Below are 20445 nucleotides of genomic sequence, written 5' to 3'. Positions count from 1 at the left end.
CAGGAGGCGACGACCATGACGACCCCGACGGACTCGACCCTCACCGACGACCGGCTCGCCGGGCAGCCCGCCGCCTACTGGACCGGTCTGGCCTACGAGGCGCTCATCGCCTTCACGCGGGACCAGCAGGCGCAGCTCGGCTTCACGCAGCCGCAGTTCTGGCTGCTGCGCAACCTCTCGTCGAACGACATCTCGCCCGACGGCCATGGCATGACCGTCCCCGAACTCCAGGAAGCCATGCGCTCCTACATCCGGCCCGAGGACGATGTGGCCGCCGAGGCCGGGGCGTTGCTGGAGCGCGGTGCGCTCAGCCGCGACGACGAGGGGCGGCTGTGGATCACCGAGGCGGGGGAGACGGAGCGCCTGCGCCTCAAGCAGCACGCCCCGGCGATCCGTGACCGTATCCACGCGGGCATCGACGACGCGGACTATGTGACGGCCCTGAAGGTGCTCCGGCAAATGATCCGGAACACCGGCGGCACCCTCCCCTGAGACGGAGCGGCGGAGCCCTACGCGAGGACCGCCGTCGCCTCGACCTCGACCAGGAGGTCCGGCTCCCCGAGGGCGGCGACGCCCAGCAGGGTGACCGGCTTGACCGGGTCGATGCCGAGCTTCGTCGCCGCGCGGTTCACCCCCTCGCCCAGCAGCGGCATCTTCTCGGGGCTCCAGTCGACGACGTAGACGGTCAGCTTCGCGACGTCGTCGAAGGAGCCGCCGACCTCGGCCAGCGCTGTGGCGATGTTGAGGTAGCACTGCTCGACCTGGGCGGCGAAGTCCCCGCCGCCCACGGGGGTGCCGTCGGCGTCGCGGGCGACCTGCCCGGCGAGGAACACCATCTTCGAACCGGTGGCCACCGACAACTGCCGGTACGCCTCGGGCTTCGGCAATCCCTCGGGATTCACCAGGGTCACGGACATGATCGGCCTCTCTCCAGACGTAGCGGACGTGGACGTCATCAAAACATAGCAGCGCTATGTAATGTGGGGTCATGGCGAGAACGAAGGATCCGGCGGTCCGCGCCCTGCTGCTCGACCGGGCCGCGCACATGCTGCGGACGCGGCAGCCGGTCACGCTCCGCACCCTGGTCGCCGGGACCGGCGTGTCGACGATGGCCGTCTACACCTACTTCGGCGGCATGGACGGCCTCTGGACGGCCCTCCGCCAAGAGGGCTTCACGCGCCTGAACGGCAAACTCACGGCCGTCACCATGACCGCCGACCCCGTGCGCGACCTCGCCGCGCTCGGGGCCGCCTATCTGGCCAACGCCCTGGAGAGCCCGGACCTCTACCGCGTCATGTTCGACGCGGGATTCGCCCTCGAAGACGCCGGGGCCGCGGACGAGACGCTGCACTGCCTCGTCCGTACCGTCGAACGCGCCAAGGCCAGGGACCGCTTCCGCGAGGACGTCGACCCGCTGGAACTGGCCACACAGAGCTGGGCGATCGGCCACGGCCTCGCCTCCCTCGTCGCCACGGGCCCCCTGCCGCCGGAGGCGCTCGCGCACGGAGTGCCCCTGCTCACCGCCCTGTTCACCGGCGCGGGGGACGAGCCGGACCGCTGCCGCCGCTCGGTCGCACGCGGCTGGCGGCGGCCTTGACGGGCTCCCGGACGCGCCTCGACACTCCACGAAGGGTTTCCTGACGAAGAGGTGGGAAGCATGGGGCGCTCAGAGCCGGACGCGGACGCGGACGCCACGGTCCGCGCGATCCAGCAGCCCCCGCTGACCTCGCGTCGCCACATCGATCTGCTCCGCGTGTGCAGCGCGGCGAGTTCGCTCCGCCGCGCCTGACGCCCTCGCACCCTCTCGTCAGCCGCGCCTTCCGCACCCGGGCACTCCGGCGCCCACGTACCCCCGTACACCCCTGCGCCGTACCCCGCCGCACCCGAAACCTTCAGGGAGACGTATGTCCCTCCAGCCCCCGAACGCCGAGCCCTCCCTCCGCGGCAGGATCGGCCGCGACGCGCGCAGCGGCCACCACCCCGTCCCGCATCGCTACCGACTGCACCTGGCCCTGTCCTGTCCCCGCTGTCTGGGCCTCGCCGTCACCCACAGCCTGCTCGGCCCCGACGCGGCCGTGCGGGTGAGCCTGCTGCCCGCCGTGCCCGACGCGCCGGACGGGGAGTACGCCGCGCTGCGTCCGCTGTACGAGGCCAGCGCGCACCGGCACCGGGGACCGGCCGTCGCGCCGGTGCTCAGCGACGACTGGACGGGGCGCATCGTCAGTACGCACGCGCCCGGCATCCTGGCCGACCTGGTCCGCCGCTTCGGCGGCGCCGAGGGCTCGCCCCTCGCGCCCCTCACGCGCGGCGCGGAACGGGAGAGCGAGGAGGTCGGCCGGCTCTGCGGCCGGGGCATCGCCGCCGCCGCGCAGCGCGCCGGGGAGCCCGGGGCGGGGGAGGGGGACCGCGAGCGGGCGCTCGCCACTCTGCTCGACAGCCTGGGAACGCTGGAGCGGCGGCTGGCCCACGACACACACGTGCTGGGGGACCGGCTGACGGTCGCGGACGTACGGGTCTGGGTCACGCTCGTCCAGCTCGACACGGTGCACCGCTGGCACCTGGACGCCTCGGCCGTGCACCGCGTCACCGCCCACCCGCACCTGTGGGCGTACGCGCGCAGGCTGGCCGCGCACCCCGCCTTCGGCGGGAATCTGGACCTCGACGGCATCGCCCGGCGGCATCACGCCCGGTGCCGCGGCGAGGAGGCGGCGGGCGCCGCCGTACGGATCGTGGACTGGGAGGCGCACCTCCCCGGAAGGGCCGGGAACGCCGAAAGGGCGGCATCCGCGAGGGATGCCGCCCATCGGACCGCGAGGTAAGGAACCGGCCGGTCAGGCCGGGGTGGTGCTCAGTGGCAGCTCAGACGGAGATGCCGTGGGCACGCAGGTACGAGACCGGGTCGATGTCCGAGCCGTAGTCGGGGCCGGTGCGCACCTCGAAGTGCAGGTGCGGGCCGGTGGAGTTGCCGGTGGAGCCGGACAGGGCGATCTGGCTGCCCGCGCCGACCTTCTGGCCGACCTGGACGTTGACCGACGACAGGTGGCCGTACTGGGTGTACTTGCCGTCGGCGTGCTTGATGACGACCTGGTTGCCGTAGGCACCGCCGTTGCCCGCCTGGACGACCTCGCCCGCGGCGACGGACTTCACCGGGGTGCCGGAGGCGGCGGTGAAGTCGACGCCGGTGTGGCTGCCGCTGGACCAGCTACCGCCGGACGCCTGGTACGGGGTGCTGGTGCCGCCCGGGACCGGACGGACGTAGCCCGTCGAGGAGGAGGGGGCGGCCGGGGCGGACTTCTGCGCGGCGCTCGGGGCGGCCTTCTTGGCCGGGCCCGAGACGGAGCCCTGCGGCTTCGCGCCCTTGTCGGACGGGGCCGAGGACGCGGAGGAGCCGCTGACGGTCAGCTTGAGGCCCGGGTAGATCACGTTCGGGTTGTCGCCGACGGCCTTGCGGTTCTTGTCGTAGACGGCCTTCCAGCCGCCCTCGACGCCGTGCGCGGCGGCGATCTTGTGGAGGGTGTCGCCGCTCTTGACGACGTACGCGCTGCCACCGGTCTGCGGCGCGGGCTTCGCGGGCTGGGCCGGCTTCGCGGGCTTGGGCTGCGCGGGCTTCGGCGCGGCCTGCTGCTGCGGCTTGGCGGCGTTCTGGGTGCTGGACTGCGCGTTGCCGTCCGGGTTCACGTCGGCCTTGGGGCCGCCCGAGGTCAGGCCGCCGGCACCGGCGCAGGCCCAGGCACCCGGGCCCTGCATGGCGAGGAGCTTCTCGGCGGTGGCGATCTGCTGGTCCTTGGTGGCCAGGTCGGCACGCGGCGCGTACTTGGTGCCGCCGGCGGCGGCCCAGGAGGAGTTGTTGAACTGCAGGCCGCCGTAGTAACCGTTGCCGGTGTTGGCCTGCCAGTTGCCGCTGGACTCGCACTGGGCGACCTTCTCCCAGGTGTCCACCGAGGCGGCCGAGGCCTGGCCGGCGGTGACGAGCGGGAGGACGACGCCCGCGCCACCCGCGGTCAGCGCGAGGGAGGCGGCTATGCGAAGGCGACGGGACTTTCGAGCATGCGCTCCGGACATAGGGGAATTCCTCTCCTACGCCTACGAGGTGAGCTGTCGGATTCGGGCCGGAGTAGTAGCCCGGCCGCAAAGGCACGTTTCGCGCGCCAGTGCGGCTTCACCCCAAGCCCCGGGCGGACCCCTGAAGGTCCGGCGAGGCGCTTACCTGGTTCCCCCGCTCCTGCCAACGGTGTTGTTTTCGCGCGCCAGCGGCAGGATTCGGCGTCTGGGCGGCGAGCTGCCGCACTGGGTCGGCGACAGCTCGTGCACCCTAAGCACACCGATTTGGGCGCGACAAACAATTGATCGTTTTCCGGGGTGCTTGACAGGCTCGTCGGAATTCTCCGCAGAAGGCCCGCATGGAGATCACAATTCCGGCGTGCGCTGCGAAAACACAGAGGTGTGCGGTACGGACATGTCAGGGATGGCCCCCCTGGTGTGAGCTGCGTCCTGTGAGTCGACTCACCGACCAGGGCCCTCCGGAGGCGCCCGAAGTCGCCCTGGAGGAAGGGCCGTCGAGAGGTTGTATCGACGCTTATGCCCGAAATGCCCTAACTGTTCGCGCGTTGCTCTCCGCCGCGCCCCCGCCGGGGAGCGGCGGAGCGGGGCGGCAGGTCGCGCATGTGGTCGCGGACGCGGGTCATGATCGAGCCGAGGGATTCCACGTCCTGCGCGGAGAGCGGGTCGAAAAGCAGGCGGCGCGCGACCTGGACGTGACCGGGCAGCACCTGGTCCACGCGCTCCCGGCCCGCCTCGGTGAGGGCGACGAGGGTCGCCCGGTGGTCGTCGGGGCTGGGGCCGCGCGTGACGAGCCCGGCCTTCTCCAGCAGCCCGGCCTGGTGGGTGAGGCCGCTGCGGCTGTAGACCACGCCGTCGGCCAGCTCGGTCATGGTGAGCGCCCCGTCGGACCCGGCCAGGCGCGCGAGGAGCTGGAACTGGACGTAGCTGAGGTCGCCCTCGGCGCGCAGGTGCCGCTCGACGGCGTGCTGGAGCAGGCTCACGGCCTCCATGAGCGCGAAGTAGGTCCCCAGCTCTTCGGGACGCAGTGGCTGCTCTTCGGTTCGCTGCGCGTCGGTCTCCGTCATCGCCCCACCTTATGTGTTTCGAGATCGAAGGAGTGGAACCGGCTACTTGTTTACTTCGACATCGAAGCAGTTTAGGGTGAGGATGTACTTCGAATTCGAAGCACATCACTGTGGAGGACATCATGAAGGCAGTGCGATACCACCGGTACGGCGACAGCGACGTCCTGGTCCACGAGGAGGCCGAGCGGCCGGTGCCGGGCGCGGGGCAGGTGCTGGTGCGGGTGGCCGCCACCTCGTTCAACCCGGTCGACGCGTCGATCCGCGCCGGCTTTCTGCGCGAGGCGTTCCCCCTCGCGTTCCCGCACACCCCGGGCATCGACGTGGCCGGGACGGTCGCCGCGACCGGCCCCGGCGCCGGGGGATGGCGCGAGGGCGACGCGGTCGTGGCGTTCCTGCCGCTGAACGGGCCCGGGGCGGCCGCCGAGTACGTGCTCGCCCCCACCGAGGCGCTCGCCGCCGCCCCCACGGCGGTCGAGCCGGCCGACGCCGCCGCGCTGCCCGCCGTCGGGCTCACCGCCTGGCAGTCCCTGTTCGAGCACGCGCGGCTGAGCGACGGCCAGCGCATCCTGATCAACGGCGCGAGCGGCGCGGTCGGCGGTTACGCCGTCCAGCTCGCGCACCGCGCCGGGGCCCGCGTCACCGCCACCGCGAGCCCCGGCAAGGCCGAGCGGATCCGCGCCCGCGGTGCCGACCGCGTCCTCGACTACACCGCGGCCCCGCTCACCGAGGCGGCGGACGGGCCGTACGACGTGGTGCTCAACCTGGTCCGCACCTCGCCGGAGGAGACCGGGGACCTCGTCGGCCTGGCCCGGGACGGCGGTGTCCTCGTCAGCACCACCACCGAGGTGCCCGAGGACGCCGGACGCGGGGTGCGGACCTCGCACGTCTTCGCCCGCAGCGACGCGGACCAGCTCGCCGGGCTCGTCCGCCGCGTCGACGCGGGCGAGCTGCGTATCGACGTCGCCGACCGTCGTCCCCTCGCCGACCTCGCCGCCGTCCACGCGGACGCCGAGGCGGGACGGCTCCCGGGCAAGACCGTCCTGCTCGCCGGCTGACGGCGCCGCCCGGGGCTCCCGGAGGGGCCGGTCCGGCCCAGCCCCGGACCCGGATGAACGCACGCGCCGGGACCGGCGCCGGAGGGCCCGTCGAGGACCGTGCACCGTGTGGCCAGGGCCGTGCCACCGTGTGGCCAGGGCCGTGCCACCGTGTGGCCAGGGCCGTGCCACCGCGTGGCCGCGCCCTCAACGGGCCCTCCGGAAGCGGTCGTTCCGGCGCGGCGCCGGTCCGTCCAGGGCGTGTGCGCAGCGGAAAGGGTGCCATTGACAGCCACCCGAGGGGTGATCATCATCGTGAGGTGTCCCGGCGGCCCCGGCCGGCGCCGGTGTCCCTGACGTTGCCGCACGCGTGCGGCGCCGAGAGCTGGGAGCTGGTGCGCGGCATGCCGGAGAACGAGCGCGGAAGGGCAAGTCCGGCACGCGCTGGCAACGTTGTCGGTGTTGTCGGCGCCGCCGTCCCGTTCGGCCGCCACCCTGTCCCGCGACTCCCGTGACCTCCTCTTCCTCACCCCACCACCCCCCGTACCGTGCGAGAGGGGAAGCGCGCCCATGTCCGTCCCTGCCTCCTTCGCCCAGCAGAGGCTGTGGTTCCTCTCCCAGCTTCCTGGGGCGAACGCCGCCTACAACGAGCCGATGGCCTTCACCCTCCGCGGCCCGCTCGACCCGGACCTCCTCCGCCGCGCCCTGGACACGCTGACCGCCCGTCACGAGACCCTGCGCACCCGCCTCGTGGCCGTCGACGGCGAGGTCCGGCAGATCGTCGGCCCGCCCGGCACCGGCTTCGCCCTGGAGACGCACGACCTCACCGCCCTGCCCGCCGACGCCGCCGCCGCGCGGCTCGCGGAGCTGAGACGCGAGGACGCGGCCACGCCGTTCGACCTCGCGCGGGGCCCGCTCGCCCGCGGAGCCCTCGTCGCGCTCGCGCCCGGCCACCACGTCCTCCTGCTCACGATCCATCACACGGTCTTCGACGGGCAGTCGATGAACGTCATGCTGGACGAACTCGGCCGCCTCTACGCCGCCTCGCGACACGGCGCCCCCGGCACCGAATCCGGCCCCAGCCCCGATTCCGACCCCGGATCCGGCCCCGACCCGCTGCCGCCCCTCCCGCTCCAGTACGCCGAGCACACCGAGGCCCAGCGCTCCCGCATCCTCTCCGGCGGCCTGGACGCGCAGGCCGCCTACTGGGAGGAGACGCTGCGCGGCGCGCCGCCCCTCTCCGACGCCCCCGCCGACCGGCCCCGGCCCGCCGAGCAGGACCACCGGGGCGGACGCGTCGAGTTCGCCCTCGACGCCGAGGTGACGGCCGCGCTACGGGCGCTGGCCCGCCGTCGGCGCGGCACGCTCTTCACGGCCGTGCTGACGGGATGGACGGTGCTGCTGTCGCGGCTGAGCGGCCGCGACGACCTCGTGGTCGGCACCCCGACCGCCGGGCGGCGCACCGGCGAGGTCGCCGGGCTGATCGGCTTCTTCGTCAACTCGCTGCCCCTGCGCGTGGACCTGTCCGGCGAGCCCACCGCCGAGGAGGCCCTCTCCCGGGTGCGCGGCGTCCTCCGGGGCGCCCTCGACCACCAGGACCTGCCCTTCGAACGGATCGTGGAGGCCGTCAACCCGCCCCGCGGCGCCTCCCACACCCCGCTGTTCCAGACGATGTGCGCCTGGGTGCCCGGGCGCGACGGGCTGCTGACCCTGCCCGGCGTCGACGTCGAGCCCCTGCCCATCCCGCACGCGCCCGCCAAGTTCGACCTCGCGCTGTCGGTGACCGAGACCGGCGGACGCGTCATCGGCCACCTCGACTACGCCGAGGCGCTCTTCGACCGGGAGACCGCCGAGCGGTACGCGCGCCATCTGCGGCTCCTCCTCACGGACATGGCCGCACGGCCCGGGGCCGCCGTCGGCGAGCTGGAGCTGATGGACGACGGCGAACGGCAGCGGCTGCTGGCCGACTGGGACGCGAGCGCCGCGCCGCCCCCGCCGTACGCGCCGGGCGGCCTCGTCGAGCGGTTCGCGGAGCAGGTCCGTACGCGCGCCGACCGTACCGCGCTCGTCTGCGGTGACCGGCGGCTCGACTACGCCACGCTCGGCCGCCGCGCCGCCCGCCTCGCCCGCGCCCTCACCGCGCGCGGCGTACGCCCCGGCCGGATCGTCGCCCTGCACACCGGACGCACCCCCGAACTGGCCGTCGGCGTCCTCGGCGTCCTCATGGCGGGCGCCGCCTATCTCCCGCTCGACCCGGCCCAGCCGCGCCGCCGCCTCGCGGCGATGGTCGAGGACGCCGCCCCCGCGCTCGTGCTCAGCGACCACGACCGCGACCGCGACGGCGCCGAAGGCCCCGCCGAGTGGCTGGACCTGGCCGCCGTCGAGGCCGAGGGCGGCGAGGAGGGAGCGTCCCCGCCGGTTCCGGTGGCGCACGATGCCGCGCGCCTCGCGTACGTCCTCTACACCTCCGGCTCCACCGGGCGGCCCAAGGGCGTCGCCGTGACGCACGGCAGCGTCCTCAACCTCTTCGACGACTGGCTGGCGCGGATGGGCGGCGCGCCGGGCGAGGCCGCCTCCGCGTGGTCGAGCATCGGCTTCGACGCCTCGGTCCACGAGCTGCTGATGCCGCTGACCACCGGCGGCGAGCTGCACCTCGTCCCCGAAGAACTGCGCGCCGACCCCGAGGCGTTGATGGAGTGGCTGCGCGAACACCGCGTGGTGCAGGCGTTCCTGCCCCCGGCGTTCGTGCGGTGGATCGACGAGGACCCCGAGAAGCGGCTGGCCGGGCTGAGCCTGCGGCAGTTGCTCACCGGCGTCGAATCGCTGCCCGAGGCCGCGCTGCACCGCATGCGGCAGCACCTCCCGGACCTGCGCATCCGCTTCGGGTACGGCCCGACCGAGGCCACGCTCTACACCACTGCGCACGACGACCCCGGCCCCTTCGAACGGCAGTGCCCCATAGGGCGGCCCCTCGCGGGCACCCGCATGTATCTCCTGGACGCCCGGATGCGGCCGGTGCCGCCCGGCGTCACCGGCGAGGTGTACGTCGGCGGCGCGAGCCTCGCGGCCGGATATCTGCACCGCCCCGACCTGACGGACGAGCGGTTCCTCCCCGATCCCTTCGTCCCCGGAGCCCGCGTCTACCGCACCGGCGACCTGGCCCGCAGGCTCCCCGACGGCACAGCCCTCTTCCTCGGCCGCGCCGACGACCAGGTCAAGCTGCGCGGCTTCCGTATCGAACCCGCGGAGATCGAGGCCGCGCTGCTCACCCTCCCCGGCGTGCGCGAGGCCGCCGTCGTGACCGGGCAGGACGCCTCGGGCGAGCCGTGCCTCGTCGCGGGCGTCGGACGCGGCGAGAGGCCCCCGCGCCCGGCGGCGGAGTGGCGCGCAGCCCTCGCGGAGCTGCTGCCCGACTACATGATCCCGGCCCGCGTCGTGGACCTGCCCGCGCTGCCGCTGGGCCGCACCGGGAAGCTGGACCGCGCCGAGCTGCTGCGGCAGGCCGCCGAGGCCGCCCCGGCACAGGTCAACGTGGCCAGCCCCCGCGACCGCACCGAACTGGTCCTGTACGAGATATGGCGGAGCATCCTGCTCCACACCGACATCGGCGTCCGCGACAGCTTCTTCGACATCGGCGGCACCAGCCTCTCCGGCATCAAGATGGTCCACGCCGTCCAGGAACGGCTCGGGGTGACCGTGCCCGTCCGCGACCTGGTGCTGCACCCCACCATCGAGGACCTCGCCGCCCTCGTCCGCCGAGGCGGCGAAGGCCCGCCGCCCGACGGACTGCCGCGCGACCTCATCGAGTTCCGCCCCGGCGCCACCGGGCCCGGCGGGGCCGGGCCGCGCGTGGTCTGCGTCCACCCCGCGGGCGGCACCGCCTTCTGCTATCTCACCCTCGCCAAGGAACTGCCGGACGGCGTCGGCCTGTACGGCATCCAGTCGCCCGGCATCCACCCCGGCGAGGACTACCCGCCCACGGTCGAGGCCATGGCCCGCGCCTACCTCGCACTCCTCGAACCCCTCGGACTCCCCGCCGAAGCCCCCCTCGTCCTGACCGGCCTCTCCTACGGCGGGCTCGTCGCCCACGAGATGGGCCGCCTCCTCGCCGAGGCCGGACGCCGCGCGGTGAGCGTCGTCCTCCTCGACACCCAGGCCACCGACGACCCGGCGGTACGCGCCGCGGTCGCGCCCGTGGACATGGTCGAATTCCGCGACAAGCTCGTGAAGTTCAACGGGATGTACCCGGGCATCGACGACGCGCAGATCGACCAGTACCACCGGATCTACAACCACCACCGGATGACCGCCCGCGACCACGTCCCCGCCCCCACCCCGGCCCGCACCGTCCTCGCCCAGGCGGCGGGCGACGGTGCCGACCCCGCCGACCTCGCCGGCGTCCGGGACTTCTGGCGGCGCCGCGCCCGGGGCGGGTTCCACGCCGAACCGCTGGACTGCGGGCACTGGGAGGTCCTGGAGAGCGGGGGCGCGCCACGCGTCGCACGGCTCATCCAGGACGAGCTGACCGCGCTCGCGGGGGAGGAGTGATGGCCCGCCGCGCTCCGGCGCCGCCCGTACGTACCCTCGTCGGCGCCGTACTGGACCAGGCCCGCCGGACCCCGGCGGCGCCCGCCGTGGAGGACGGCGTCCGGGTGCTCGACTACGCCGCGCTGGACGCGCTGAGCCGCGCGGTCGCCCGGGGGCTGCGCGCCCGGGGCGTGGCGGCGGGCCAGAGCGTGGCCGTCCGGCTGCCGCGCTCGTGGCAACTGGTGTGCGTGATGCTCGGGATCCGCCGCGCGGGCGCGACCGTCGTACCGCTGGACGCGCAGAGCCCGGCGGCCCGCAGCCGCCACGTCCTGGAGGACTCGGCGGCCGTCGCGCTCGTCCACGACGGGGGCGACGGCGAGGAGACCCCGGAGGCTACGGCAGGGGCGCGGCTTCTGTCCGTAGGCGAGCTGCTCGGTACGGACGCGGGCGACGGGACCCCGCTTCCCGGTGACGAGGTCCCGCTTCCCGGGGATGGGGCCCCGCTTCCCGGCGACACGTCCCCGCTTCCCGGCGACGAGGTCCCGCCGCCGGACGCCGCGTCGCCCCTGCCCGGGCACGGGCCCGGGCACGGCACCGGCGTCTCCTTCCTCTTCTACACCTCCGGAACCACCGGCCGCCCCAAGGGAGTCGAGGTCCGCGACGCCGGGATCCTGCGGCTGGCCGAGCCGGGCTGGGAGTGCCCGGCGGCCGGGGCACGGTGCGCCGTCGCGTCGAACCCGGCCTTCGACGCGCTGAGTTACGAGGTGTGGGTGCCGCTCGTCACGGGCGGGACCTGCGTGGTCCTGGCCGACGAACGGCTCCAGGACCCGCGGCTGCTCGCCGACACCCTGCGGGAGACACGCGTCGCGACCATGTTCGTGACGACCGCGCTGTTCAACGCCGTCGTCGACGCGGTGCCGGACTGCTTCTCGACCCTCGACCGGGTCCTCGTCGGCGGCGAGCAGCTCGACGCGGCACGCATGCGGCGCTGGTACCGCGACAACCCCGGAAGCCCGACCGTCCTGGCCAACATCTACGGACCCACCGAGTGCACCACGTTCGCCCTGTGCCACCCCATCCCGCGCGACGCCGACCGTACGGGCGGATCCGTCCCCGTCGGGCGTCCGCTGCCCGCCACCGGGGCCCTGCTGGTCGCCGACGGCGCACGGGCCGCCGGACCCGGGGAGGTCGCCGAGCTGTACCTGTCCGGCGCGGGACTCGCTGCCGGATACCGGAACCTGCCCGAGGAGACGGCACGCCGCTTCGTACGGCTGCCCTGGCACGACGGCGGCCGCGCGCTCTGGTACCGCACCGGGGACCTGGCCCGCCGGGGCGAGGACGGGCTGATCACCCACGTCGGCCGCGCGGACCGGCAGGTGAAGGTGCGCGGCTTCCGTATCGAGCCCGGCGAGGTCGAACGGCAGATCGCCGCGCACCCGGCCGTACGGCAGGTACGGGTCTGCACACGCCGCGGCCCCGACGGCACACACGAACTCCTCGCCTACGTGGTGCCGTGGCCCGGCGCCCCGGCCCCGCTGAGCCTGGACGCGTACCGCCGCCATCTGGCGGCCACCCTGCCGCCGTACATGCACCCGCATCGCACCCACCGGGTCGAGGACCTGCCCCTCACCCCGAACGGCAAGGTGGACGAGCACGCGCTTCTGCGCTCCGGGGCCGAACCCTGGCGCGACGCCCGCGGCGAGGAGGACGGAGCGGCACCGGCCGGCGAACGGCACGGGTTCTTCGCGCTGGCGGCCCGCCTCCTGGACGTGTCCGACCCGCGCCCGGGCGACCGCTGGGTCGCCGTCGGCGGCGACTCGCTCAAGGCCCTGCGGCTGCGCTTCGAGGTACGCCGCCGCTGGGGCGTCGACCTCCCGCAGGCCCTGATCCTGACGTCCGACCTCGCTGCGCTGGCCGACGCCGTCGCGGCGGGGGCCACGGAGGGCGGCACGGAACCCGCGTACCCGCCCGTCCCCGTCCCCGCGCCCGCCGCGCCTGACGGGGCCACGAGCGCCCCGAGTGTCATGAGTGCCCCGGCCACCTCCGAGCAGGAACGGCTGTGGCTGCTGCACCAGCGCGACCCGCACGGCCGTGCCTACGACGTGCCGCTCGCCTTCCGGCTCCAGGGCACCCCGGACCTGACGGCGCTGCGGGCCGCGCTGCGTGGCGCGGTGGCCCGGCACCCCGCGCTGCGCACCGCGTTCCGCGCCACGGCGGACGGGCTGCGCCAGGAGACCGGAGCCCCCTATGACCCGTGGGAGGACGACGAGCGCGAGGGCGGGGACGGAGCCCGCGAGGGCGAGGACTGGCGCGCCGCCGCCCGGCGCTTCTTCGCGCCGCCCTTCGACCTCGCCGTACCGCGCATGCTGCGCGTGGGCCTCGTCGAGGACGCGGACGGCCCGGTCCTGCTGCTGCACGCGCATCACATCGCCGTCGACGGCTGGTCCCTGAACGTCCTGTTCCGCGAACTCGCCGCCCCGGCACCGGACGACGAGCCGCCGTCTCCCGCCGCGCCGCCGGTCTCGCCGCTGGAGGCGGCGGCCTGGCAGCGGGAGTGGCACGCCACCGACGCCTACCGCGAGCAGCGCCGCGCCCTGCGGGAGCACTACGCGGCCCTCGAAGACACCGACGCCCCGGCGGGGGAAGCGGGAGATAAGGGGGGAGCGGGGGAGAGGGCCGCGGGGCGCCTGCTGTGCACGACGCTCGGCGCCGCCCGCCGCGCACGCCTGGACCGGCTGGGCGCCGAGCTGGGCCTGACGCGGTTCCAGGTGCTGCTGGCGGTGTACGCGTGGAGCCTGTACGGCATCACCGGCAGCACGCGCCCCCTGGTGGCGGCGCCGGTGGCCGGGCGGCCGGTGGCCGAGTTCGAGACGGCGGTCGGCATGTTCGCCAACACGGTGCTGCTGCCCCAGGAACTGACGCCCCGTGGATCGCTCCGTGACCTGCTGCGGCGGCAGGCCGACGCCGCCGCGGCGGTCCTCGACCGGCAGGACGTGGCCCTTGCGGACGTGCTGCGCGACGGCGCGTTCGCGGGCGGCGGGGGAGACCCGTTCGACTTCCTGTTCGTCCTGGAGAACACCGACTTCGACGCGCTCGCGCTCCCCGGCTGCCCCGCCCGCCCGCTGTGGCCGGAACCCCGGCAGGCCAAGTGCGCGCTCACGCTCTCCGTCGTCGAGCGCGGCGGCGAACTGGAGTGCCTGTGGGAGTACGCCGAGGGCCGCCTCGACGCGGAGCGCGTGGCGGCGGCGGACGCGCTCTTCCGGCGCGGCATCGACCTGCTGACCGGCGAGGAGGCCGATGCGGAGGGCGCCGCGGAGACCGATGCGGAGGGCGCCGCGGAGACCGGCGCGGACGGAGACGGCCCCACCCTCGTCTCCCTCGTGGCCCCCTACCGCCGCGCGCTGCCCGACCACGGCACGGGCCCCGTCTCCGCCCCGGCGTTCACCACGGTCGCCGAGGGCTTCGCCCGCCAGGCACGCCGGACGCCGGACGCGCCCGCCGTGACCGACGGCGTACGCACCTGGACGTACGCCGAACTCGACGCGCGGGCCGCCGCGCTGGCCGACCGGCTCCCCGTACCGGACGACCCGGCCGAGGCCGCGCGCGTCGCGCTGTACCTGCCGCCGTCGGCCGAGCACGTGGTCGCGCTGCTGGCCGCGGCGCGCCGGAACGTGACGGTCGTCCCGCTCGACCCCTCGTACCCGCCCGCGCTGCTGCGCGAGATCCTGGAACGCGCCACGCCCCGCTGCGTCCTGGTGACGGCCGACGGGCCTGACGGGGACGACTGGGCCGGGGAACCGCACGAGCTGGCGGAATCCGGGCGGCAGGGCCCGCGGCGGCTCGTCGTCGACCTGTCGGCGGATCCGCCGCCCGCCGCGCCGCTCCCTCCCTCGTCCCCGCACCGGGGACTCCGTCCCCTCTGCACCCTGTTCACGTCCGGCTCCACCGGAGCCCCCAAGGGCGTCGACGTGCCGGACCGTACGCTCTGCAATCTGCTGCACTGGCAGCGCGAGCACGGCGGGCTGGACGGGGCGGCGGTCACCCAGCAGTTCTCGATGCTCTCCTTCGACGTGTCGTTCCAGGAGATCTTCACGACCCTCTGCGCGGGCGGCACCCTGCACCTCGTGCGCCCCGCGTGGCGCCGGGACATGACCGCGCTCCTCGGCCAGTTGGAACGCGCGGGCGCCGAGCGGCTCTTCCTCCCCTGCGTCGCCCTCCAGCTCCTCGCCGAACACGGCGTCCGCCAGGGCCGTTTCCCCTCGCGGCTGCGCGAGGTGATCACGGCCGGGGAACAGCTCGTGTGCACCGACGCGATCCGGAGCTGGTTCGCCGGGCTGCCCGGCGCGCGGCTGTTCAACCATTACGGGCCCACCGAGACCCACGTCGTCAGCGCGCTGTGTCTCTCGGGCGACCCCGCCTCCTGGCCGGAGCGGCCCGCGATCGGACAGCCGGTGGCCAACGCCCGGCTGCGGGTCGTGGACGAGGGCGGCGAGCCCGTGCCGCCGGGCACGACCGGACACCTGCTCATCGGCGGCGCGATGGCCGCCCCCTGCTACCTGGACGACCCGGAACTGAACCGGGAACGGTTCACCGAACGCCGCGAGGACGGCGCCCTCCGGCGCTTCTACCGCAGCGGCGACCTCGCCCGCGTGGACGCGGACGGGCTGTTCCACCACGCGGGCCGCGCGGACGACCAGATCAAACTCAGCGGGCACCGGCTGGAGCCGGGCCAGGTCGAGGCGGCGCTGCTGCGGCACCCCCGGGTCCTGGGCGCCGCGGTCGGCTTGGAGGACGGCGGCCTCGTGGCCGTCGTGCGGTGCCGCGACGACAACGGCCAGGAACCCGGTCAGGAATCCGGTCAGGGCGGCCCGGACGCCGAGGAGCTGGCGGCCCACCTCGCCGGGCTGCTGCCCGCCCACGTCCGCGTGCGCGCCTTCCGCCGGGTCGGGACGCTGCCGCGTACGCCGAGCGGCAAGCTGGACCGCCGGGCCGCACTGGCCGCGCCCGGCCGGGAGCTGACGCCCGGCGGCACCAGCGGCACCACCGCGCCCGCCACAGAGCCTGGCCTCGCGTCCGACGTCGAGGCTTCGCCGGGGGAGGCGCGGCTGTGCGCGGCGTTCACGGAGGCCACCGGCAAGCCCGTCGCGCCCGGCCAGCGGTTCTTCGACGCGGGCGCCACCAGCCTCGATCTGATGCGCTTCCATCTGCGCTGCACGTCCGAGCTGGGGCTGTCGTTCACGGTGGCGGACCTGTTCGAACACGTCACCGTGCGCCGGCTGAACCGCTTCCTTGAGGGCGACGACCGCTACGGGACTCCGGCCCCGGCCCCGGCCCCGGTCCCGGCCACCGCCCCGGCCCCCCTCGCGCACTCCCCGTACGAGCCCGTCGCGGTCGTCGGCATGGCCGTACGGCTGCCCGGCGCCGCCGACCTCGCGGCGTTCTGGCGCATGGTCGAGAGCGCCGGAACCGGCATCGAGCACTTCCCCGCCGCCGACGGACTGGTCGGCGCCCGCAGCCAGATGGACGGACTCCTCGCCTTCGACCCGGACCGCTTCGGCATCAGCCCGCACGAGGCCCGGCTCATGGACCCGCAGCAGCGGCACCTGCTGATGACCTGCGCCGAGGCGCTGGCCCACGCGGGCATAGCCGACCCCTCCGCCCAGGACGTCGGGCTGGTCGCCGGATGCGGCGAGAGCACGTACTTCCAGGACCTCCTCACCGAGGGCGACCCCGCGCTGCTGCCCGACGCCTTCCGCCTCGCGCTCCACCACGAGAAGGACTTCCTCGCCACGAAGGCCGCCTACCACCTGGGCCTGACCGGGCCCGCCCTCACCGTGCAGGCGGCCTGCGCCAGTTCCCTGGTCGGCGTCCATGTCGCGGCCGGGATGCTGCGCCAGGGCGAGGCCGGAGTGATGCTCGCGGGCGGGGTGCTCGTCGACGCCCGGCTCACGGACGGCTACGTGTACCGGCCGCAGCACATCTTCTCCCCGGACGGCCACTGCCGCCCCTTCAGCGACCGGGCCGAGGGCACGGTCGGCGCCAGCGGGGCGGGCGTGGTGGTCCTCAAGTCCCTCGCGCGCGCCCGCCGGGACGGCGACACCGTCTACGCGGTCGTCACCGGCTCCGCCCTCAACAACGACGGCGCGGACAAGCTCGGCTACAGCGCCCCGTCCCTGGCCGGACAGCGCGAGGTGATCCGTACGGCCCTGCGGCGCAGCGGCCGGGAGGCGGCCGACGTCGGCTACGTCGAGGCGCACGGCACCGGCACCCGGCTCGGCGACCCGGTCGAGATGGGCGCGCTGCGACAGGCGTACGACCTGCCTCAGGCGCCCCCGGACCCGGACCGCGCGTGCGCCGTCTCCTCGGTCAAGAGCCAGCTCGGGCACCTGGGCGCGGCGGCGGGCGTGGTCGGACTGGTACGGGCGGCGCTGGCCGTCCACCACGGGGTGATCCCGCCGACCGTGGGCTTCGACCGCCTCAACCCGGAGATCGGCGACGACGCCGCGCCGTTCCGCTTCCCCGCCGCGGCGGAACCCTGGCCGAGGGCGGGGACGCGCGTCGCGGCGGTGAGCAGCTTCGGCATCGGCGGCACCAACGCCCATCTCATGCTGGAGAACCCGCCGGACGAGGGCGCCCCGGAGGAGCCGGAGCCGGAGCCGGAGCCCGAGCCGGAGTCGGAGCCCGGACCCCGGCCCGGGCCGCCGCCTTGCGTGACGCTCTCCGCGCACAGCCCCTCCGCGCTCCGCACCGACGCCGCACGGATCGCCGACTATCTGACGCGGGCCCCGGAGCGATACGGCCAGGTGCTGCGCCATCTCCAGGCCGGACGCCCCGCGTCGGCGTCAACGTCGGTTTCGGCGTCCGCGTCGGTGTCGGTGTCGGTGTCGGCCTCGGCCTGCCGGGCGGCGGCCGTGTGCCCGGACGCCGCGTCGGCGGTCGCCTGGCTGCGTACGCTCAGCGACGGTCGGGGACCGGACCTCGCGGACCCGCCTCCGCTCGCCGGAGGAGGGGCGGAGCGGGTGTCCGCGGCCGGTATGCCCCCGCAGGCGCTGGCCGAGGCGTGGACGGCGGGCGCCCGTATCGACTGGCCCGAGGGCCCGGCGCAGGCGCCCTGGGACTTCCCGCCGCCCGCCTTCGACCTGACGGAATTCGACTTCCCCCGGCGCACCGGCACCCTCCCCGGCGCGCCCGGAAGAGCGCCGAAGGACCGCTGGCTGCACCAGACGGTGTGGACGAGGACGCGCCGGGCGACGGAGAACGCCGCGCCGCCCCCGGGACGCGCCTGGGTCGTGGTCACCGACGACGCGGGGGCACGGCCGCGCTGGAAGGGCCTGGCCCAGCACGAGCACGGGCCCCGGATCGTCCACGTCACCGACCCGGCGGCCCACACCGACCCCGACGCGCTGGCCCGACTGCTGGAGGAGGTCACCCGGGACGCCCCCGGGGGAGTGGAGTGGCTGCACGCGCTGCCGCTGGGCGTGGAAGGCCCCGTGGGGGAGGAGACGGCGGAGCACGCCGGCCGGGCATGCCTCGACGCCCCGGCGGCGCTGTGCCGGGCACTCGCCCGGCTGCCGGAGGAACGGCGCCCGCGCGTGTGGTGGCTGTCGCACACGGCGCAGCCCGTGGACGGCCCGGTGCGGCGCCCCGAACTCGGGCTGCTGGCGGGCGCGGTGGAGGTGCCGCGCCAGGAACTGGGCGTGGACGCCCGCTGGCTGGATCTCCCGACGCCGGACCCCGCCGACTGGGCGCACCTGCTGCCCCACGTCTTCGGCCTCGCGGACAGCGAGCCCGTACCGGGAGCCGGAGCGGGGCCCGCCTCCGCCCCCGCCTCCGGTACGAGGCTCGCGCTGCGCCGCGGCTACTGGTGGCAGCCCGTGCACCAGCCCGTCGCCCCGCCCCGCCCCGTGGCACCGACGACGGGCCCCGGCGTCCACCTCGTCCTGGGCGGCACCGGCGGCATCGGCAGCGCCATCGCCGCCTGGCTGCTGGAACGCGGCGCGGACCACGTCGTCCTGCTCGCCCGCCGCGCCGAGCCGCCGCGCGCCCTGGAACGGTGGGCCGACCGCGTGAGTGTCGTCGCTGCCGACCTCGCCGAGGACGCGCTCGACGACGTACTGGCCCGACTCGCGCCCCTCCTGGCCCGCCACGGGGACCCGACGACCGTCGTCCACGCCGCGGGCGTGGCCGCCGGATCGCTGCTGGTGCGCCGCGGGGCCGAGGCCGGAGCCGACGCCGTGCGGCGGGCCGTACGGGCCAAGGTGCGCGGCGCGCTGCTGATGGAGCGCCTGGTGACGGAGCGGCGCCCGGAACTGGCGGTGTACTGCTCGTCGATGGCCGCCGCCTTCGGCGGGACGGGCCAGTTCGACTACGCGGCGGCCAACGGCGCCCTGGACGCCTTCGCCCAGTACGACCCCGAGGGCGGGGACGGCACGGCAGGCACAGCGAGCGCGGCAGGCACTGCGGGCACGGTCCGGGCCGGGATCGGCTGGGACGTCTGGCGCGAGACCGGAATGGCGCGCGACGCGCTCGGCACCGACGCCCGCCACCAGGCCCACCTGGCCGTCGGACTGACCACCGAAGAGGGACTGGAGGTGCTCGGCTCGGCCGTCGAGCTGCGGCTTCCGCACGTGCTCGTCTCCACGACCCCGCTGGAGGAGGCGCGGTACTTCTACGCCCCCGTTCCGGCGCCCCGGCAGGACACACCCCCTTCCCCGCGCCCTTCCCCGGGACCGGACGACCCCGCAGAGGAGCTGACCTCGGTCGTACGCCGCCTGCTCGGAGTCGGGACCCTCGATCCCGATGCGTCCCTCTACGACCTCGGCGCCGACTCCCTGCTGCTCCTGGACCTGCTGTCCGAGGCGGAACGGCTCTACGGCACCGACCTCGACCTCTCCCGCCTCAGCCACCGGGTGAGCGTGAACGAGCTGCTCACCAGACTCGGACACGGCCCGGCGCCCGCTCCCGCGCCCGCTCCCGCTCCCGCTCCCGCTTCCGAGCCGGTCGCGGTCGAGGTGTGGCAGCAGGGCACCGGACGCGAGGTGCTGTGCCTCGTCCATCCCGTCGGCGGGGACATCCAGGCGTACCGCCCCCTCGTCTCCGCGCTCGACGCGGACCTGACGGTGTGTCTGATCCCGGACCCGGCGCTGACGGACCCCGGTCACCCGCCCTGGACGGTCCCCGAGCGCGCCTCCCGCTACCTGGCCGCGCTCCGCTCCCGCTTCCCGGACCCGCTGACCCGGTTCCGGCTGGCCGGATGGTCGTTCGGGGCCTGGGTGGTCCAGTCGATGGCGGCCGAGGCGGAGGCGGCGGCGTCGCCCGTGGCGCACGCCTATCTGCTGGATCCGCCGCCCCCGGACGCGGGCCCGCTGCTGGCCGGTTACGACGAGGAGGCTCTGGACGCGGTCTTCGCGCACGAGCTGCGCGGCAATGCCACCGCCACCCCCTCGGGACCCGCCCGAGGCGCCGGACAGGCGTACGCCGAGCGGCTCGCGCGGTGCTGCCGGGCCAACCTCACGGCGATGGCGACGCACCGCCCGCCGCCCCTCGCGGAAACCCCGAGCACGGTGTGGCTGGCGACCCGCTCCGTCACCCACCTCCCCGCACCTTCACCTTCACCTTCGCCCTCGTGCTCGTCCTCGCCCTGGACTCCGCTCCTGGGCTCCGGCGCGGACGTACGGCAGGTGGAGGCGACGCACTACGAACTGGTCGCCGCCCCGCATGTCGAACGCGTCGCCGAAGCGATCAACACCCACTGACGG

Annotated in this window: 10 protein-coding genes and 1 riboswitch; of the genes, 7 read left to right on the top strand and 3 right to left on the bottom strand. The window is 75.1% G+C overall.

Going from position 1 to position 20445, the window contains the following annotated elements; translation table 11 throughout:
• Positions 1–15: 15 nt before the first annotated feature.
• Positions 16–492 carry a MarR family winged helix-turn-helix transcriptional regulator gene (locus ABD343_RS08360; RefSeq protein WP_344525715.1) on the top strand — a complete coding sequence of 159 codons (477 nt, stop codon included), beginning with the start codon at positions 16–18 and terminating at the stop codon, positions 490–492.
• Between the two features lie 17 nt (positions 493–509).
• On the opposite strand, the gene ABD343_RS08355 is transcribed toward ABD343_RS08360, so the two are convergent.
• The gene (locus ABD343_RS08355) at positions 510–917 is read right to left on the bottom strand and encodes a RidA family protein (RefSeq protein WP_344525713.1); all 408 of its coding nucleotides are present in this window, start codon (positions 915–917) and stop codon (positions 510–512) included.
• Between the two features lie 71 nt (positions 918–988).
• Between ABD343_RS08355 and ABD343_RS08350 the strand changes: the two genes are divergently transcribed.
• From ABD343_RS08350 to ABD343_RS08340, 3 genes are all read left to right on the top strand, one after another.
• Positions 989–1597 (top strand): TetR/AcrR family transcriptional regulator, encoded by a 609-nt coding sequence (locus ABD343_RS08350; protein WP_344525711.1) that lies wholly within the window; start codon positions 989–991, stop codon positions 1595–1597.
• 60 nt (positions 1598–1657) lie between these two features.
• Positions 1658–1789, top strand: a complete 132-nt coding sequence (locus ABD343_RS08345) for a hypothetical protein (protein ID WP_344525709.1) — start codon at positions 1658–1660, stop codon at positions 1787–1789.
• A 115-nt stretch (positions 1790–1904) separates the two neighbouring features.
• The gene (locus ABD343_RS08340) at positions 1905–2819 is read left to right on the top strand and encodes a glutathione S-transferase C-terminal domain-containing protein (RefSeq protein WP_344525707.1); all 915 of its coding nucleotides are present in this window, start codon (positions 1905–1907) and stop codon (positions 2817–2819) included.
• Between the two features lie 40 nt (positions 2820–2859).
• Here ABD343_RS08340 and ABD343_RS08335 read toward each other — a convergent pair whose 3' ends face one another.
• Both ABD343_RS08335 and ABD343_RS08330 read right to left on the bottom strand, forming a co-directional pair.
• Positions 2860–4062: a peptidoglycan DD-metalloendopeptidase family protein gene (locus ABD343_RS08335; RefSeq protein ID WP_344525705.1), complete on the bottom strand. Its 1203-nt coding sequence runs from the start codon at positions 4060–4062 to the stop codon at positions 2860–2862.
• Positions 4063–4067: 5 nt separating this feature from the next.
• Positions 4068–4276: riboswitch (cyclic di-AMP (ydaO/yuaA leader) on the bottom strand.
• A gap of 316 nt (positions 4277–4592) precedes the next feature.
• Positions 4593–5126: a MarR family winged helix-turn-helix transcriptional regulator gene (locus ABD343_RS08330; protein WP_344525703.1), complete on the bottom strand. Its 534-nt coding sequence runs from the start codon at positions 5124–5126 to the stop codon at positions 4593–4595.
• Positions 5127–5248: 122 nt separating this feature from the next.
• Here ABD343_RS08330 and ABD343_RS08325 point away from each other — a divergent pair, with 122 nt between their 5' ends.
• From ABD343_RS08325 to ABD343_RS08315, 3 genes are all read left to right on the top strand, one after another.
• A complete protein-coding gene (locus tag ABD343_RS08325; protein WP_344525701.1) occupies positions 5249–6181 on the top strand; it encodes an NADP-dependent oxidoreductase in 933 nt (310 codons plus the stop codon).
• A 549-nt stretch (positions 6182–6730) separates the two neighbouring features.
• Positions 6731–10708 carry a non-ribosomal peptide synthetase gene (locus ABD343_RS08320; RefSeq protein ID WP_344525699.1) on the top strand — a complete coding sequence of 1326 codons (3978 nt, stop codon included), beginning with the start codon at positions 6731–6733 and terminating at the stop codon, positions 10706–10708.
• Positions 10708–20442: an amino acid adenylation domain-containing protein gene (locus ABD343_RS08315; RefSeq protein WP_344525697.1), complete on the top strand. Its 9735-nt coding sequence runs from the start codon at positions 10708–10710 to the stop codon at positions 20440–20442. The genes ABD343_RS08320 and ABD343_RS08315 overlap by 1 nt, the downstream gene beginning before the upstream one ends.
• The last annotated feature ends 3 nt before the right edge of the window (positions 20443–20445 follow it).

It is taken from the genome of Streptomyces albiaxialis, from assembly GCF_039530985.1.
GTDB lineage: Bacteria > Actinomycetota > Actinomycetes > Streptomycetales > Streptomycetaceae > Streptomyces > Streptomyces albiaxialis.
This window is presented reverse-complemented; position numbering and strand designations above follow the sequence as displayed.

Excerpts from the sequence above, each read along its gene's own strand:
- ABD343_RS08350 (WP_344525711.1), top strand. The coding sequence starts at position 989 with ATGGCGAGAACGAAGGATCCGGCGGTCCGCGCCCTGCTGCTCGACCGG.
- ABD343_RS08360 (WP_344525715.1), top strand. The coding sequence starts at position 16 with ATGACGACCCCGACGGACTCGACCCTCACCGACGACCGGCTCGCCGGG.
- ABD343_RS08345 (WP_344525709.1), top strand. The coding sequence starts at position 1,658 with ATGGGGCGCTCAGAGCCGGACGCGGACGCGGACGCCACGGTCCGCGCG.
- ABD343_RS08320 (WP_344525699.1), top strand. The coding sequence starts at position 6,731 with ATGTCCGTCCCTGCCTCCTTCGCCCAGCAGAGGCTGTGGTTCCTCTCC.
- ABD343_RS08325 (WP_344525701.1), top strand. The coding sequence starts at position 5,249 with ATGAAGGCAGTGCGATACCACCGGTACGGCGACAGCGACGTCCTGGTC.
- ABD343_RS08340 (WP_344525707.1), top strand. The coding sequence starts at position 1,905 with ATGTCCCTCCAGCCCCCGAACGCCGAGCCCTCCCTCCGCGGCAGGATC.
- ABD343_RS08315 (WP_344525697.1), top strand. The coding sequence starts at position 10,708 with ATGGCCCGCCGCGCTCCGGCGCCGCCCGTACGTACCCTCGTCGGCGCC.
- ABD343_RS08330 (WP_344525703.1), bottom strand. The coding sequence starts at position 5,126 with ATGACGGAGACCGACGCGCAGCGAACCGAAGAGCAGCCACTGCGTCCC.
- ABD343_RS08335 (WP_344525705.1), bottom strand. The coding sequence starts at position 4,062 with ATGTCCGGAGCGCATGCTCGAAAGTCCCGTCGCCTTCGCATAGCCGCC.
- ABD343_RS08355 (WP_344525713.1), bottom strand. The coding sequence starts at position 917 with ATGTCCGTGACCCTGGTGAATCCCGAGGGATTGCCGAAGCCCGAGGCG.